Below are 15,414 nucleotides of genomic sequence, written 5' to 3'. Positions count from 1 at the left end.
TCGTATGCGCCGGTGTACGCCGCCCGCTGGTCGTCGTCGCTGACGGCCGGATGCACCCACGTCATGGCGCCATCATGCCGTCCCGGTCCGACAAGACGGCGGCGTGGCGCCGGCAGGTCCAGCGGCCGCTGGACGTCCCGTTCCCCGCGGGCGGTGGTGAGGTGGGTCATGTGCCGGTGCCAAGGGTGCCGCGGAGCTTGCGGGCTTCGCGGGCGTTCGCGACGACCTCGACCTGGTGTCGGCGGAAGAGCCAGCGGCCCTCGTGTTGAACGGCGGGTAGGAACCCGCGCTCGGCGAGCTGGGTAACCCGTCGGCGGGTCACACCGAGGATGTCGGCGGCGTCTAAGGCCGTGACCCAGTACGGTCTGCCCGGCCTCCACCGTTCGAGGGCGAGTCGTTCAACCTCGGCGCGCTCGAGACCGTGACGTTGGCCACGAACAGCCTTGCGGAGGACGCCGCTGTGGACGAGGCGGGAGACGCTGAGCTCGGCGATGCCGAGGATGTCGGCGGCCTCTGCCCCGCTGATGCCGTCGACCGGTGGCGGTGGCGTCTGGTCCATGATGTTGAAGGTAGAGCCGGCGCCGACCGGGGTCGTGGCCTTCTTCGCCACTTGTGGAGGGCTCGTGTTGCGATCGGCCTCGACGGGTTCCGGCATCCTGCAGATCGGCAGGGGCAGGTGCCGGATGGGCTACGGACAGCGTCCCGGATCTTTCAGGGGCGGCGTGAGGCTCACAAGTCCAGGGTGAGCATCACCGGCCGGTGGTCGGACCCGGGAGCATCCGTGCGTTCGTGGGGGTTGTCCGTCACCGACGGCACATCCCCTCCGGTCGGGTGGGCCCCTGACGCTGGCGCGGCCGGGTCCGGGTCGCCTGCCGTCACCGCGGTGACCTTGCCCCGGAGCGCGTCGCTGACCATCAGGTGGTCGATCAGTTCCAACCGGCCGCGGTACTTGCGCGAGTATCGCTGTGTCGCGTCGATCCGCATGGCCAGGTTCCACAGCCGGGCCCGGTCCCCGGCGTCCGGTCGTTCGTAGCCCGGTGTGCCCCACTCCGAGCCGGGTGGTCCGAGCAGAACCTGGGTGGTCGCTGCTTCCGGCTCGTCGTTCAGGTCGCCGGCCACCACGACCGCCCGGTCCAGGCCCTGGCCATCAAGGAGCCCGGTCACGTAGGAGCGGACCCCGGCGGCCTCGGCGGACCGTCGGTGTAGCGCGTAGACCGCGTACCGGGCGCGTTCGTCCTCGTCGTGCGGGCTGAACCGGTCACCGGGGAAGGAGAGCAGTTTCGACTTCAGGTGCACCGAGACCACGTCGATGTCGACCCCGCCGGCCTGGACCCGGGCGCGCAGCGCCGGCCGGCCGAGCTGGGTGATGGTCTTCCCGGTGTCGTCGACCTGCACCGGGGCGAGCTTGGCCGCGAACGTCCGAACCTGCTCTAGCGATGTCAGCGGCAGCTTGGAGATCACCCCGACCCGGATCCCGCGGCCGTCGGGGTCCGCGACCCCGCCGTGCCAGCTGCCGGGCAGCAGGTCGACCAGGTCTTGGAGGGCGGCCGGGTCACCGACCTCCTGTACCGCGAGCACGTCCGCGTCGAGCCGTCCGATGGTGCCGGCCAACGCGGTCAGCTTCGCGTCGTACGCGGCCGTGGTCGTCGGGGCACCGGACCCGCCACCGGGCCGGAACAGGTTCTCCAGGTTCCATGTCGCGACTCGTGCCACCGCTCACACACCCCCGTTCGAGACCGCAGCCGTGGTCTGCCTCCATCGTCCGCCCTCATCCCGAGGGACGCCACCACCCGGGCCCTCGACCGACATGGCCGGCCCAGAGGTCAGCCGTCTCGTCGATCCCATTCGAGGGCGCGACTGGACGGAGTGTGCGCGGCCGCCTGTCTGGCGCCCGCCGCTCGGTTTGTCAGTTCATCCAGGAGCGCAGGGACTTCTTGGAGGCCTTGCGCCAGACGGTCTCGAAACGGTCGACGGCGAGCTGGCCGCGCTGCTCCTCCTGGGCGTGCAGGCGGCCGTAGGCGAACGCCGCGGCGGGAGAGGGCTCTTCGCGCGCCAGCTGCTCGAGCCGGGTGCGCATCACGACGCTGTCTTGGTGCTCGCCCAGTTCTTCCTGCACGTTCTCCATCGCCTGGGCGAACCGATCGGCGGGCTTGCCGAAGAACTCGACCATGGTCTCGCCGGCGTAGCGGGCCTTCTTGGCGGCCTTGCGGGCTTCGTGCAGGTGTTCGTCGCGCTCGGCGGTGTCGGGGGCACCGTGCACAGCGGACACCAGCTGCTCCAGCCGGGCGTATGCCCGCGCGGCCCGCTGGGGCAGAACCTTGGCCGCTGGTCGGGCCGCCTTGCGTGTCCACGGTGGTGCGGTCACGAGCCGGTCGAGGTCGATGAGGACCTGGTGGTAGCGCTCGGAGTCCAGAACCTTGAGGGCGCGGGGGCTGGTTGCCAGCGTTACACGTTCGCGAACAATCATAGTATGATTGTTCGCGGATAAGGATGGTGGTTACCGTGGCTCACTGGGAGAGGGTGCAAGTCGCAGCCGACTTCGCTGGCCTGAGCCGTGCCGAGCGGCAGGGCGGCAGCTACCTGCGGTACCACCCGGACCTGCTCGCGGACGTGTCGAACGCGCTGTCGGGAGCCACGTTGGAGCAGGCAGCGGAGGTCTCGACGGCGGTTGCTCGCCTCGGCGGTCGTCTGCGGGCGAACCCGCTGCCGGCGCTGTACTCGACCGCGCTGCGCTCCGAGTCGATCTCGTCGTCGTGGATCGAGGGCATCCGTGCGACTCCTCGAGACGTCGCGGTGGCGCAGGTCTACGCGGAGGCAGCGCCGCACGCCGCCAGCCAGATCGTGCGGAACGTCGCCGCGATGAAAGATGCGATCGACGTACTGGGCGCCGGCCAGTGGAAGCACGAGCACTTGTGGACCATCCACCAGACGCTCCTCCCGTGGCACCAGGAGGGCTATCGCCGCGAGCAGGTCTGGATCGGGGGGCACCAACAAGCTCAACGCCGACTACGCGGCACCCCCCGGGGCCGCCGTGCACGCCTACGTGGAGGATCTGCTCACCTACGCGAACACCTCAGGTGACCTACCGCTGGTTCTGGCCGCGGTCGTCCACGCGCAGTTCGAGACGATCCACCCATTCGAGGACGGCAACGGTCGCGTCGGACGAGCGCTGGTCCACGGCGTCCTCAGGCGCGCCGGCCTCATCGACGACGGCGTCATCCCACTCTCCACGGCCTTGCGAAACGACGTGCCCGGATACGTCGAGGCACTGACCCAGTACCGGTACACCGGAGACGACCGCCTAGCGGCGCTGAACGACTACGTCAGCCGGTTCCTGGCCTACGTCGAGTCGGCCACCGTGGCCGCGGGGACGTTCGCTGACGCCGCCATCGCCCTGCTCGATCGGTGGCGAGGGGCGCTCGACGGCGTGCGTGGCGACGCGTCGCTGCACCGTGCGCTCGACGTCGTCGCCGAGAACCCCGTGGTGTCGACGACGTTCCTGGCGGGACAGCTCGAGGTGTCCCCGCGACGCGCGCAGCAGCTCGTCCATCAGCTGCAGAACATCGACGTCCTCACCCCCGCGACGGGCAAATACCGCAGGACGCCGTTGTATCAGGCCGACGACCTGCTGACGCTGCTGTCGTTCGGAGCGGAGGCAGGGCCACGTACCCGGGCCCCGCTGCTGGAACGGCCCGACGCCCGTGGTCCGGCAACTACCGAGGACTCCAGCGACACGAACGGCACCGTGGCCCCGGTGCTTGTACATCGCTGCGGGGAGCCCACCCCCAAGGGTCCCTGCCGGAACCGGGTCCCCGAGGCAGGTCAGACGTGCTGGCGCCACCCGGTCCGATCGACTGCCTGACCGCCGACGGGCCACGTCTGCACGGTGGGGCCCGCGACGGCCACCGGACCACGTGTTGTTTGCGCCGTCCGGCCCGTTGGGCAAACGGTGTGGCGGGCGAGCTCAACCCGGACGACCACCACGTTGGCCCCTACGGCTGACCCTCTTCGGGACGAGCGCGTTGAGGACGACCGGCTGCTCGCACTCGAGCTGCTCGAGGTGACCTTCGCGCGCAGCCGCTCCCGCGGCGAAGCGAGGTCATGTTCCCGGCCGGCCAGGCCCTCCTCGAGCTCATTCGCACCCTGCAGGGCCGTTGAGACGCCTTGAGCCGCTGAGCGCGCAGTGCGCGATCCCATGAGCAGACCTGAAGCTTCTGCATCCCGAGTCGTCTACACGACCCCTTACGTCCCTGCGTCAGACGAACTTCGTTTGGCCGCGCTTCCAATTCGCTCAGGACGAAGTTCCAATCTGCGCGACCTCGTTTCCGATGTGCTTCGTTGGAAGCGCGAACGCTACGCCTCACGTACGGAAGGTCGTCACGACGACCTTCGGTGCGACGGGCATGGAACTCGGCGACGTCCAGGAAGTGTGGGTCGAGCGGTAGTCGTATCTCGTGCGCCGGAGCCGGGCGCCGTCGCAGGGCAGCCAACGGTCCCAGTTGCCCTAGAGGTCTGCACGCTCGCGTGATTTGCAGCATCGGGTACATCGAGTGCCAGGTGCGTCGGTGCAGAGCTGCGCGCGGAGCGCGCGCAGGGGCACGGCTGCCGGCTGTTCGTTGACAAGCTTCGCCAGGGAGGGTGGGGCAAGAGTTCCAGCTCTCCCACCAGCGACTGACGAGCGAACGCGCCTAACGGGTCGACATGCTGACCGCGCGCAGGGCGGCGTACAGATGGCCGACTACCCGTTCTCACGCCCGATGAGACGGCGTGGGTCAGAGCCGTCTCGTGGTGACCAGGTTGGTCCCGTAGTTCGCTTCCTCGCGGTCGGTCTCGGTGAACCCGATCTTCGCCAGCACGCGGCGCGAGGCGGTGTTCCAGTCCCAGACGGATGCCCACAGTCGCTCGTACCCGGACGTTCTCGCCCAGTCCAGCACCGCCCAGGACGCCTCGGTTGCGTATCCCTGCCCCCAGCAGCGACGCAGGAACTCGAACGCCAGTTCCGGCTCGTGCGTCCCTCGTCCGCTGTCGACCAGGCCGCAGTACCCGATGGCGTCGCCCTCGACCTCCCGCTCGACCGCCAGCAACCCGAGCGAGGACGGCTGGTTGGCGCGGATCGCCTCCTCGAAATCTGCGACCGTGGGATGTCCGTCCGCGTCGATGCGGCGGTGCGGCGGCACCCGCGGGTCGCGTTCAGCCCACATCTCACGCTGAATACCGGCCTCGTCTACCCGCCACGGCCGCAGCAGCAGACGATCCGTTTCAAGCACGCCCTCACGACCCCGAGCCGCTTCACCTGCCATGGCCACACCCTTGCACGAGCGTCGGCGGACCGCTTTTCGGCGACCTTGGCCCGACCATCTGCTAGTCCGGTTGAGCACGCCGGACGGGACGTTGTCCCGCCGGCGTTCGACACCGTCGGCTACCTGGCGGCGGTCTGGGCGCTCGTGCCGGCGAGTGCCTTGCAGCACACGGTCGCGGAGTAGTTCGTACTGCTCGCGGTGGCGGCGTGGTGCGTAGGTGGCCGTGCGACGTCCCGGCCGTTTGCGATGACCTCGCCGGGCAGGAACTGGTCTGCGGTCATGTCGACCTCGGTGTTGTCGGGGAGGCGGTTCCAGTAGTGGTTGCCGACCTTGGTCCCGCCGGAGGTGAGAGCGGTGAAGACGGTGCCGCCTGCGAGCGGCTCGCGCGCGAGCTAGTTCGATGAGCGTAAGGACGCTACCCGTTGCGCATCATTGTGCGCACGAGCTCCCTTGCGGGACAGGTAGTCCGCGGTGCTGCTCTCGTGAGGAAAGGGCAGGTCCGGGACAGGCACGCCGAGCGCGTGACAGACGGGCTCCCAGCCGTCTCCCGGCTGCCACTCGACGAGCCGCTCCGGGGCGATCTCGGCGCGGATCTCGTCCAGCCGCCGCTGGTAGCCGGCTTTGGCCTGATCCCCGTCGTCGATGTCGGTGAACAGGTCGCGGAAGATCACCCGGAACAACGGAACCATCGGATCGCGGTCGTCCTTCGCGAGAATCTCGCGAGTGCGAGGCAGGACCGTCGCCTCCATGCTGCGGAGCCACACCTCGGGATCGGCACGGCGCGACAGCAAGACCGGGGCATCCGGATATGCCGCGGACAGCTCGCGCCAGCAGTTCGAGAACGGCGCGTCAACCCCGGCGGCGTACCCGGCCAGGAAGTCCTCCCAGTCGGGTGTGTCCCCCTTCATGGCAGCCACCCAGGTATGGGCAATCGGGATGCGCGAAGGCCTCGCTCATGTGGTAGACGGGCGCGCCCAGGAGGTGTCGCAGAGCCTCCCGGAGCGAGGACGTGCCAGTGCGAGGCAAGCCACTGCCGATGAGTTGCAGGACCATCACTGCAGCCTAGAGACCCGTCCCGGATCCCTGATCGCTGTCCACGCGTACGGACATGCCGATGAGCGGACAACGCGACAATGTTCTCGCACATGGGTGTGCCGTCAGCGGCGGACGTGGATGCAGTCGCCGCCGGCTGTGACGCGCAGGGTGGTGTCGGAGCCCCGGTAGACCCAGCGGTAGCAGCGGTCCTCGGGCAGCGCCTTCAGCTTGGTGGTGAGGTAGCCGTCCCGGTTGCTGCGGACCGTCCGGATGTTGTTGTACGTCCCGGACAGGGTCCGTCGCTGCAGGCCGACCGGCTCGCCAGCGAAGGCGATGTACTTGTCCCGGGCGCCGGTCGAGAGCCGGTCCGGCGCCATCGCCTGTCGTGTCAGGCGGCCCTTGACGGTCACGGTCGCGCCGCGGCGCACCGGCTCGGGGGAAACGTTCGTCGTGAGTCGGGAGCCGCGGAAGAACGAGAAGACGGCCTTCGCGGTGAACGGTGCACCCTTGGTGGTGGTGGAGGTGTCGCCCATCTTGAAGGTGTTGTACGGGGTCGCAACGATGTCCCACGGCCCGGCACACGCACTCGTCGTCGCCGGGGTGCCGTAGTCGTCGTTCGCGTCGAACGACCACGGCTTGCTCAGCGGGTGGTCGTAGACGTCCGGCTGGCTGGTCGCGACCGGCCCGGCACCGGAGTCGATGTAGTCAGACGACGTGCTGACCGCGCAGGCCCGCCCCTTCTCGCCGACCTGACCGCTGCGGCGGAACCGGAGCTGCAGGTAGCTCGACGAGCCACCGCAGGCGCTCTGCACGGTCACGTGCACCGGCTGGTCGGTGAAGCCACGCGAGGACGGCAGGAGCGTCACGTCGTCGGATTGGACCGACAGCACCCGGGGCGGCGGGTCCGCCGGGGTGCAGTCGGCGGTGGCTCCTTCGGCCGGTCGCGTCATCGCGGACAAGGTGGTGGCGGTGGCGATGAGCGCCGTGGCCGCTGCTACTGCACGCCGAGTCGTGCGAATCACGGTGGGTCCCCCGTTCTGTTCGTCATGAACCGTACGTAACGGACCGCACGACGTCCAGCATTTCCAGTGCCGGCGGGTACCGGATCTGCAGGTTACAAAGTGGGGATGATGCCTCCGTCGATGACGAGGTTGGCCCCTGTCGTGTTGCCCGAGCGTCGGCTGGCGAGAAACAGCACCGCATCAGCGACCTCGGCCGGATCGGAGAACCGGCCGGTCACGCTCCCGGACGCCGTTCCCGCTGCCACGTCCTCCGGAGTCGACCCGGTCACCTGGGCGACACGCTGCGCAATGCCGTCTGTACCGAGCCACATGTCGGTGTGGACCGGGCCGGGACTGACCGTGTTCACGCGCACACCGCGCGGCCCGACCTCCATGGACAGTGCCTTGCTGAAGCTGCTGAGGGCGGCCTTCGCGGCGCTGTAGTCCATGACGCCGGGGCTGGGAAGGTAGGCGTTGACCGAGCTGGTCATCACGATGCTTCCGCGACCGGCCTCGAGCATCATCGGGAGTGCGGCGCGGGTGGTCCGCACGGCCGCCATCAGGTTGAGCGTGAGCGAACGGAACCACTCCTCGTCGGTGACGTCGAGGAAGCCGTTCATCCGCGGCGTGACCGCTCCGACGTTGTTCACAAGGATGTCCAGCCGTCCCCGCTCCAGAGCCTCGGCCACCAACTGGTCCGGGCCATCCGGTGCAGCGAGATCCGTTGCCACGAAGGTGACCGAACCCGCGTCCACGAGCGCGACGATCTCGGCGGACGCGCTCCGGGCCCCGGCCACGACGTGAACCCCTCGTTGACCAACGCCGTGACCACCGCAAGGCCAATCCCCTTGCTGGCACCCGTGACGACGGCGACCTGGCCGGACAGCTCGAGCTCCACGGAACCTCCCCCTTGGCGGCCAGACCCTCGCCGGTGTCGTCGAGTCGCCAGGTCCGCGCCAGCGAGCATAGGCGACCGCAGTCTGCGTGCGCTGCGTCAACGCGAGGGATAGCCGCCACGTCGGCCGGTGCGACGGGTATACGGACTGGCGTGTCCCGACGACGGCAGCCCTCCCTCGCGGGGCCCAGTCGACGGGCGCGCTCATTGCTGGCGCAGCCGTAATAGGGACGGACAGTCTCAACGAACCGACTCGCCCACCAGTTCTTCAACGACGAGTCGGCACCGGACCTAGGATTCGGCGGGAGGCTGGTCACGACGGCGGTCCTCGAACCGTCTCGGCCCGTCGGACAACAAGGGGGACCCGTCACCGTGCGGAATGTTGCGTCACGCCTGCTCACCGCCGTGCTGGTCGCCGGCATCGTCGCCACGGTGACCAGCGCACCAGGTGTGGCCGCCCCCCGGCTCGTCTCGGCCGCTCTCGCGGAGGGCGCCCCGGCAGGGCTGGCCACCTACCCGACCGCGAACGGCCTCGGCGTCTCGTGGGACGACTCCCGGCCTGAAGCGGACCGCTACCGCCTGGAGCGGCACCGCGACGCCGGCGGGTGGACCGAGCTCGTCACGCTGCCGCGCAACTTCTCCACCTGGCACTACGCCTACGGCGACCACGACGTCGCTCCCGGCGAGCACGTGACCTACCGGGTCACCCCCATCCGTGACGGCGTGGACGGCCCCGCAGCGCAGACCGAAGCGACCCGACCGACCTCCGTGCCGGTCCAGGGCGCTCAACGGCTGATGGCATACCGGTCGAGCACCACCGCGCCGTCGGCCGCGACCGTCCGCGACGGGGTCGACGGCGCGACCGTCACCAGCGCCGCGAGCGGTTACCCCGCCGTGACCGCGACCACCGCGGACGGCACCATGGCACAGCTGTACCTGTCCCCGCTCCCGGGCCCCGGCACCTACCGGTTCTCCGGCAAGGACGCGGGCGGCGACGCGTACTTCAGCGACTTCGGCGGACCGTGCGGCGGGTTCGTCGACCGCGTCCTCGCTGTGCGGTCCGTGCTCTACGACGACACCGCTCACCCCGTCGTGCTGGACGCCAGCTGGACGGGTCGCTGCAAGTACGGGCAGGTCGTCCGCATGGAGGTCCGGCTCGGCGCGGACACCGCGGTGACGCTCCCGACGACCACCCCCGCCTCAGTCGGGCCGCTGCGCACGTACGCGGCGGCCCCGTTGACCCGCACCGTCACCATCAACAACCCCGGCCCGGAGACCCTGACCCTGGCGGCGGCGAGCACCCAAGGTCCGGCCGCGACGGACTGGACGGTCGTCACGAACGGCTGCGCCAACACCACCCTGGCCCCGGGTGCCACCTGCCCGGTCACCACCCGGTTCACCCCGACCACCGCCGGCACCCGTACCGCCGCCCTCGAGGTGGTCGCCCGCGACGACGGCGGCAGCCTCGCGCCGGTCACCGTCCTCCTGGACGGGTTCGGCACCGTCGCGCCCGGCCCGTTGTCCGGCACGACGGTCCCCGGCGTGGAGGCGATGCTGCCGTACTGGAACCGGCCCGCCGACGACGGAGGCGAGACCATCACCTCCTACGACATCGAACGGATGCCGCGCGGCGGCGCGTGGGCGCCGGTCGGCTCCGTCCCGGCCGACGAGGACTACTGGCGGCCGTCGTACGTCGACCGGACGACCGTCGCCGGCACCTACTACACCTACCGGGTCCGGGCGACCAACGCCGCCGGGACCGGCCCGTGGACCGTGCTCGACAGCGCCGACCTCGCCACCTCCGACCGGGCCGTCATCGTGTCTGGCAGCCGGACCAAGGGCAGCCCGCGCGGACTCTTCCAGGTCGCGGACTCGTTCTGGGCCTGGTACGCACCCGTGGTGCCGCTGACCCAAGACCCCGACCACGACTACCGGTACCCGGCCACCTCACCGGGCGGAGGCCACCTCGTCGCTTCCCGGAGCACCGGACCGGACGGCTCGGACGGCGAGTACGACCTGTGGGGCGGCACACCGTCCCAGCCCGCGACCCGCCAGCTCACCTCGATGACCGGGGCGGAGACCGACGCGGACTACTCACCCGGCGCCGACCGGATCGCGTTCACCCAAACCGTCGCCGGACACCGGTCCGTATGGACCATCCCAGCCGGCGGAGGCACACCCACCCTGCTGCGTGACAACGCAGCGTCGCCCACCTGGACCGCGGACGGAACCGCCGTCGTCGTCCAGGACGCCTCGACCACCGGCGCGCCCCTGCTGCGGATCAACCCGGACACCGGAACAGTTTCCGCGGTCGCCGGGACGGCCGGCGGGACGGACCCGGAGATCTCCCGGGACGGCAACCTCGCCTACGTCGCCTCCACCGGGCAGGTCATGCAGATCGCCGCCGGGCAGACCAACCCGACGGTGCTGAGCACACCGGACCGTGACCGGGCCCTGTCCGCGCCGTCCTACAGCCGGTACGGAACCCTGTTCACGACCGTCACCCGGACCAGCACCGGCGAGAACGACCCCACCCTGACCAGCCGCCTCGCCGTCGCCGGCGACCCCACCGGACTGCTCGGCGACCAGACCCCGCCGTGGGTAGACGCGCGTGGCCTGCCGCAGTTCCTGCGCGGGCCGGTGTCGTTCACGGTGGTCGCCGGTGACTACGGCGCGACCCCGGACTTCGTCCTGCGCCCCGAGTGCCGCCTCGACGACGGCGCGTGGTTCGGCTGCCTGGGCGCCGCCAGCCTGCCCGCGCTGCCCGAGGGCCGGCACACGCTGTACGTCCGAGTTACCGACGAGACAGGTCGGACCACGACGAACTCGTTCGTGGTCTCCTCCGACACCGTCGCCCCCGCTCTGCAGCTGCGCCCGCCGACCGCCACCGACGCGCTCGCCGGGCGGGCCCCGTTCAGCTGGAACGCGACCGACGCCGGCAGTGGCACCGACTTCTTCGACGTCTCCGTGCGCACCGCGACACCGACGACCACCTTCACCGGCTACCGGCTCCCGGCCGGATGGGCGCCGAGCGACATCCGGTCGAACCTGTCCTCACCGCTCGCCCTCGGCGCCGAGACGTGCGTCCGGGTGCGAGCCCGCGACCAGTCCGGTCTCTACTCGTCCTACCTCGAACAGTGCGTCGGCCGTCCGCTCGACGACCGGTCGCTGACCGCCTCAGCCGGGTGGCGACGCTCCCGCGGCTCCACCCAGCTCGCGGGCACCGAAACAGTCGCCGCTCGCAAGGGAGTGAGCCTGGCCACGAAGACCTCGGTGCAGGCCCGCCGGATCGGCGTGCTGGCCACGACCTGCCGGAACTGCGGATCGGTCAAGGTCTACATCGGCACCCGGTACCTCGGCACCGTCCGCCTGACCTCCACACGCACCCAGACCAAGCAGCTGAGATACCTCCCCCTGCAGACGGCCGTGTGGACCGGAAGGGTGACGCTCCGGACCACCAGCGCCGCCCCGGTCCGCGTCGACGGCCTGCTCCTCCGTCGAACCTGAACTCCGGTGTGGCCGCACCCCAAGAGCCGGGCTCTTGGGGTGCGGCATCTCAGAAGACCCCGACACTCCCGCCGGTCGCGGTACCCGGTCTGCGTTGACCCCTGAAATGTCCGGACCGGCGCCCCACCGGCCTCCCACCGGTGCTCCTCGTCCACAGCGGACCGCCGCCGGAACGTTTCCGGCCCGCAGGGCCGCGACGGAACGGGGCAAATGGTCTTGGTAACGGGCTGTCCGCCGACTAGCGTTGACGCCCTTCGGCCCACTCCGGGCAACCTGACCATCCCGTGACTGGAGCCGTGACCGCCCCATGGACTTCGACCAACTCCTCTCCCAACAAGCCCAGGCCGCGCCCACGGAACCACGAGAGCTCTGGGCTTCGCTCAGCAAGACGCAGGGGTACGGCTATCTGCGTGACGTCCAGGCCCAAGTTCTCACGGCCTGGGACGCCCGGCGCGGCGAACGCGACCTCGTGGTCAAGGTGAACACCGGCGGTGGCAAGACCATCGACGGTCTGGTGATCCTGCAGAGCTATCTGAACGCCGGTGTGCGCCCGGCCCTCTACGTGTGCCCGAGCCGGTACCTGGTCGAGCAGGTGCGCGAGGAGGCGACCCACCTGGGCATCGAGACGATCGACGACCCGGACCACCACCGCTACCTCTCCGGCGATGCGATCGCGGTGGTGACCGCGGACAAGCTGTTCAACGGCCGCTCCGTCTTTGCCGCCACCCGTCCGACCCGCGCCCCCGCACCGATCGGGGCCGTGGTGATCGACGACGCACATGCGGCCATCGCCACCAGCCGCTCCCAGCTCTCCATCACCCTGCCGTCCGCTCATCCCGCCTTCGACCCGCTGCTGAGGCTCTTCCAGGACGAGCTCGAGGAGCACTCCCCCAGTTCCCTGCTCCAGATCCGGGCCCACACCCACTCGGCTCTGGCCCGGGTTCCGTTCTGGGCATGGCGTGAAAAGTGCGAACGAGCGCGCGCGATCCTGCACCAGCACGAGTCCAGCGGGCCTCTCCGCTACGCGCTTCCCGCGGTCCAGGACGTGCTGCCGCTGTGCCGCGCGGTCTTCACCGGGCGGGAACTCACGATCACCCCGCCCGTCCCGCCAGTCCGCAACATCACCGGTTTCGTGGAGGCGGCCCACCGCGTCTACCTCACCGCCACCCTGGCCGACGACAGCGTGCTGGTCACCGATTTCGGCGCCGACCCCGACAGCGTTCGCCGGCCCATCACGCCGTTGACCGCGGGCGACATCGGGGAGCGGATGATCCTGGCGCCCCAGGAGATCAACCCCAGCATCATCGTCGACCACACCCGGGCCGAGATCGCCGAGCTCTCGAGGACCTACAACACGGTCGTCCTCGTTCCGTCCTACCGGGCGGCCGCCGAGTGGGACGAGTGGACTCCTCGGGTCATCAACGCGGACAACCTGGCCGCGACGGTGGAGGAGCTCCGCGCGAGACACGTTGGTCTGGTCGTGCTGGTCAACAAGTACGACGGCGTCGACCTACCCGAGAACGCCTGCCGCATCCTCGTCGTGGACGGGCTTCCCGAGGTCCAGACCGGCGATGAGCGACTCGAAGCGCAGATCGCGCGACGGGCCGGCGCCGATGACCGCCAAGTGCAGCGCATCGAGCAGGGCATGGGCCGGGGGGTGCGTTCCAACGAGGATCACTGCGTGGTCTTCTTGCTCGGGTCGCGGCTCAGTCAGCTGGTCGCCGACCCCCGCACCCGGGCACGGTTCAGCGCCGCCACACAGGCGCAGCTCGAGCTGAGTCGTGATGTCGCCGGTCGGATGGGCGGCTCCGAGCTGTCCGCGATCATCGCGGTGGCCAGGCAGGCACTCACCCGCGACCCGGGTTGGGTGCAGCTGGCGAAGACGAAGCTCCGCTCGGTGCCCGCCCCCACCGGTCACGTGTCCGACACCGCCGTCGCCCGCAGGCGCGCCTTCGAGGCGGCCACCGATGGTGACACGCGCGCCGCGGCGGAGCTGATCAGTGCGGCCGTGTCCACCCTGCCCACCGACCGGGAGCAAGGCTGGCTCCTGGAGCAGAAGGCCGCCTACCTGGACCTGGTCGACCCGGTGGAGTCCCAGCAGGTGCTCAGCGCGGCGCGCAGGAAGAACACCATGGTGTTGCGACCACTGTCCGGCTTCGACTACCGACGCCTGTCCGGCTCTGAGGACCAGGCCCAGCAGGCAGCGGACTTCCTGGATGGCCGGTACCGCACCGGAGGCGAGCTTCGACTCGGGTTCCAGGCCATCGCCGACGACCTGGCGTTCGACCCCGACTGCACGGACGAGGCCGAGGAGGCCCTGCGACAGTTGGCGCTGCACATCGGTTTCAACGCCCAGCGTCCCGAGGACGAGTGGGGCGCTGGCCCCGACGTCCTCTGGGCCCTCGGCGGACTGAGGTTCTGGGTGATCGAGGCCAAGACCGGCGCCACGACGGACCTGATCCACAAGCGGGATGCGAACCAGCTCAGCGGATCCGTCCTGTGGCTCACCGACAAGTACGGTGCGGACGCCGTCGGCACCCCGGTCATGGTGCACCCGGCTCGTAGCCTCGCCGACGACGCAACCGCGGCACCCGACGCCCGGGCGCTGACGGAGAACGGCCTCAAGGACCTGCGCGACGCGTTCATCGCCCTGGGCGCAGGGCTGGCCGGCGCTCGCTGGGACGACAAGCAGGCGGTCAACCAGTTGCTCGTCGGCCACCGGCTCCGCGCTGTTGACCTTGCGCAGTACCTGAAGGTAATCCGTCCCGGCCGCTGACGACCCCATCTCACCGTTGCCGCCCAGGACGTCGGGAGACCATGGTGCGTGCCGGACGCCCGGGCGCTGCCGCCGGTCGTGGGTCAGTACCCTGCCGGCTCTTGCGGATCGGCGAGGCCGCATCGAACCCGCGATATACCCCGCATGACCGCGGTAGGGACGGTCGACACCGTGGTGACCACTTCGATCGAGAAGCCCCAGCCACGCGACGTACGGCAATCGGCTCCGCAGACAACACCCGGATGTCAGGGCACGTCGGCTAGTGGTTGCCCTTGTCCGCAAGCAGCACGACTCGACAAACAGTCATTACACCCCGAGGGCTAGATCTTGGAAGCGAGTCAGAGCTTTGAGAGAGACCTGGACAGATGGTGGGGCCGTACATCACGTTCGCGGTCGGGTAGGCTGGCCAGTCCTGCCGGTGCGCGCTCCGCGACAGCGGCCGAGACGAGCCGGGGGGCGGCCACGCCGGGTGCGGTCGTCACCGTGGCGACGAGGCCGGTGACCAGTACGGCGGTGAGCAGGCGTGACGCAACATTCCGCACGGTGACGGGTCCCCCTTGTTGTCCAACGGGCCGAGACGGTTCGAGGACCGCCGTCGTGACCAGCCTCCCGGCCGAATCCTAGGTCCCTGTGCGACCCCGTCGCTGACGAACTGGTTGATCGAACCGGTTCGTCGAACCGTCCGTCCCTGCTACGCCTGCGCCAGCAATGAACGGGCCCGCCGAATGGGCGCCGCGGTGAAGGGCAGCCGTTATCGGGAGCGCACCAGTTCGCTCAGCCAGCGCACTGTTGACTACCGCCACCACCGCTTCGGCTCAACGTTTTACTGTTCGACTGCAACACGCGCCGGTGCTCAATGGTGTTCCATGTGTGAGCGTCACCATGAGTTATGACTCGGCA

Annotated in this window: 12 protein-coding genes and 1 pseudogene; 4 read left to right on the top strand and 9 right to left on the bottom strand. The window is 69.9% G+C overall.

Going from position 1 to position 15,414, the window contains the following annotated elements; genetic code table 11:
- Window positions 1-166: 166 nt before the first annotated feature.
- The 3 genes from KRR39_RS08355 to KRR39_RS08345 form a co-directional block, all read right to left on the bottom strand.
- Window positions 167-610 carry a helix-turn-helix domain-containing protein gene (locus tag KRR39_RS08355; protein ID WP_216941581.1) on the bottom strand — a complete coding sequence of 148 codons (444 nt, stop codon included), beginning with the start codon at window positions 608-610 and terminating at the stop codon, window positions 167-169.
- A gap of 119 nt (window positions 611-729) precedes the next feature.
- Window positions 730-1,713 (bottom strand): endonuclease/exonuclease/phosphatase family protein, encoded by a 984-nt coding sequence (locus KRR39_RS08350; RefSeq protein ID WP_216941580.1) that lies wholly within the window; start codon window positions 1,711-1,713, stop codon window positions 730-732.
- Window positions 1,714-1,906: 193 nt separating this feature from the next.
- The gene (locus KRR39_RS08345; RefSeq protein ID WP_216941579.1) at window positions 1,907-2,467 is read right to left on the bottom strand and encodes a CHAD domain-containing protein; all 561 of its coding nucleotides are present in this window, start codon (window positions 2,465-2,467) and stop codon (window positions 1,907-1,909) included.
- Between the two features lie 53 nt (window positions 2,468-2,520).
- Between KRR39_RS08345 and KRR39_RS24575 the strand changes: the two genes are divergently transcribed.
- Window positions 2,521-3,081, top strand: a complete 561-nt coding sequence (locus tag KRR39_RS24575) for a Fic/DOC family N-terminal domain-containing protein (RefSeq protein ID WP_254185607.1) — start codon at window positions 2,521-2,523, stop codon at window positions 3,079-3,081.
- The gene (locus KRR39_RS25585; protein ID WP_302053566.1) at window positions 3,032-3,862 is read left to right on the top strand and encodes a Fic family protein; all 831 of its coding nucleotides are present in this window, start codon (window positions 3,032-3,034) and stop codon (window positions 3,860-3,862) included. Before KRR39_RS24575 ends, KRR39_RS25585 begins: the two co-directional genes overlap by 50 nt.
- Window positions 3,863-4,772: 910 nt before the next feature.
- On the opposite strand, the gene KRR39_RS08335 is transcribed toward KRR39_RS25585, so the two are convergent.
- The 6 genes and pseudogenes from KRR39_RS08335 to KRR39_RS08310 form a co-directional block, all read right to left on the bottom strand.
- Window positions 4,773-5,300: a GNAT family N-acetyltransferase gene (locus KRR39_RS08335; protein ID WP_216941577.1), complete on the bottom strand. Its 528-nt coding sequence runs from the start codon at window positions 5,298-5,300 to the stop codon at window positions 4,773-4,775.
- Window positions 5,301-5,419: 119 nt separating this feature from the next.
- A pseudogene (locus KRR39_RS08330) lies at window positions 5,420-5,665 on the bottom strand (YunG family protein); the annotation flags it as partial.
- A 27-nt stretch (window positions 5,666-5,692) separates the two neighbouring features.
- Window positions 5,693-6,217 (bottom strand): sulfotransferase family protein, encoded by a 525-nt coding sequence (locus KRR39_RS08325; RefSeq protein WP_302053565.1) that lies wholly within the window; start codon window positions 6,215-6,217, stop codon window positions 5,693-5,695.
- Window positions 6,150-6,353 carry a sulfotransferase gene (locus KRR39_RS26000; protein ID WP_216941574.1) on the bottom strand — a complete coding sequence of 68 codons (204 nt, stop codon included), beginning with the start codon at window positions 6,351-6,353 and terminating at the stop codon, window positions 6,150-6,152. The genes KRR39_RS08325 and KRR39_RS26000 overlap by 68 nt, the downstream gene beginning before the upstream one ends.
- A gap of 104 nt (window positions 6,354-6,457) precedes the next feature.
- Window positions 6,458-7,285, bottom strand: coding sequence for a hypothetical protein (locus KRR39_RS08315; protein WP_216941573.1), 828 nt, complete (start codon window positions 7,283-7,285; stop codon window positions 6,458-6,460).
- 164 nt (window positions 7,286-7,449) lie between these two features.
- The gene (locus KRR39_RS08310; RefSeq protein ID WP_254185606.1) at window positions 7,450-8,133 is read right to left on the bottom strand and encodes an SDR family oxidoreductase; all 684 of its coding nucleotides are present in this window, start codon (window positions 8,131-8,133) and stop codon (window positions 7,450-7,452) included.
- 470 nt (window positions 8,134-8,603) lie between these two features.
- Between KRR39_RS08310 and KRR39_RS08305 the strand changes: the two genes are divergently transcribed.
- The gene (locus tag KRR39_RS08305) at window positions 8,604-11,738 is read left to right on the top strand and encodes a hypothetical protein (RefSeq protein WP_216941572.1); all 3,135 of its coding nucleotides are present in this window, start codon (window positions 8,604-8,606) and stop codon (window positions 11,736-11,738) included.
- Window positions 11,739-12,045: 307 nt separating this feature from the next.
- Window positions 12,046-14,514, top strand: a complete 2,469-nt coding sequence (locus tag KRR39_RS08300) for a helicase C-terminal domain-containing protein (RefSeq protein ID WP_216941571.1) — start codon at window positions 12,046-12,048, stop codon at window positions 14,512-14,514.
- Window positions 14,515-15,414: the final 900 nt, after the last annotated feature.

Source organism: Nocardioides panacis, assembly GCF_019039255.1.
In the GTDB taxonomy this organism is placed as follows: domain Bacteria; phylum Actinomycetota; class Actinomycetes; order Propionibacteriales; family Nocardioidaceae; genus Nocardioides_B; species Nocardioides_B panacis.
The sequence above is the reverse complement of the archived record's forward strand: the minus strand, read 5'-3'. Positions and strand labels throughout refer to the sequence as shown.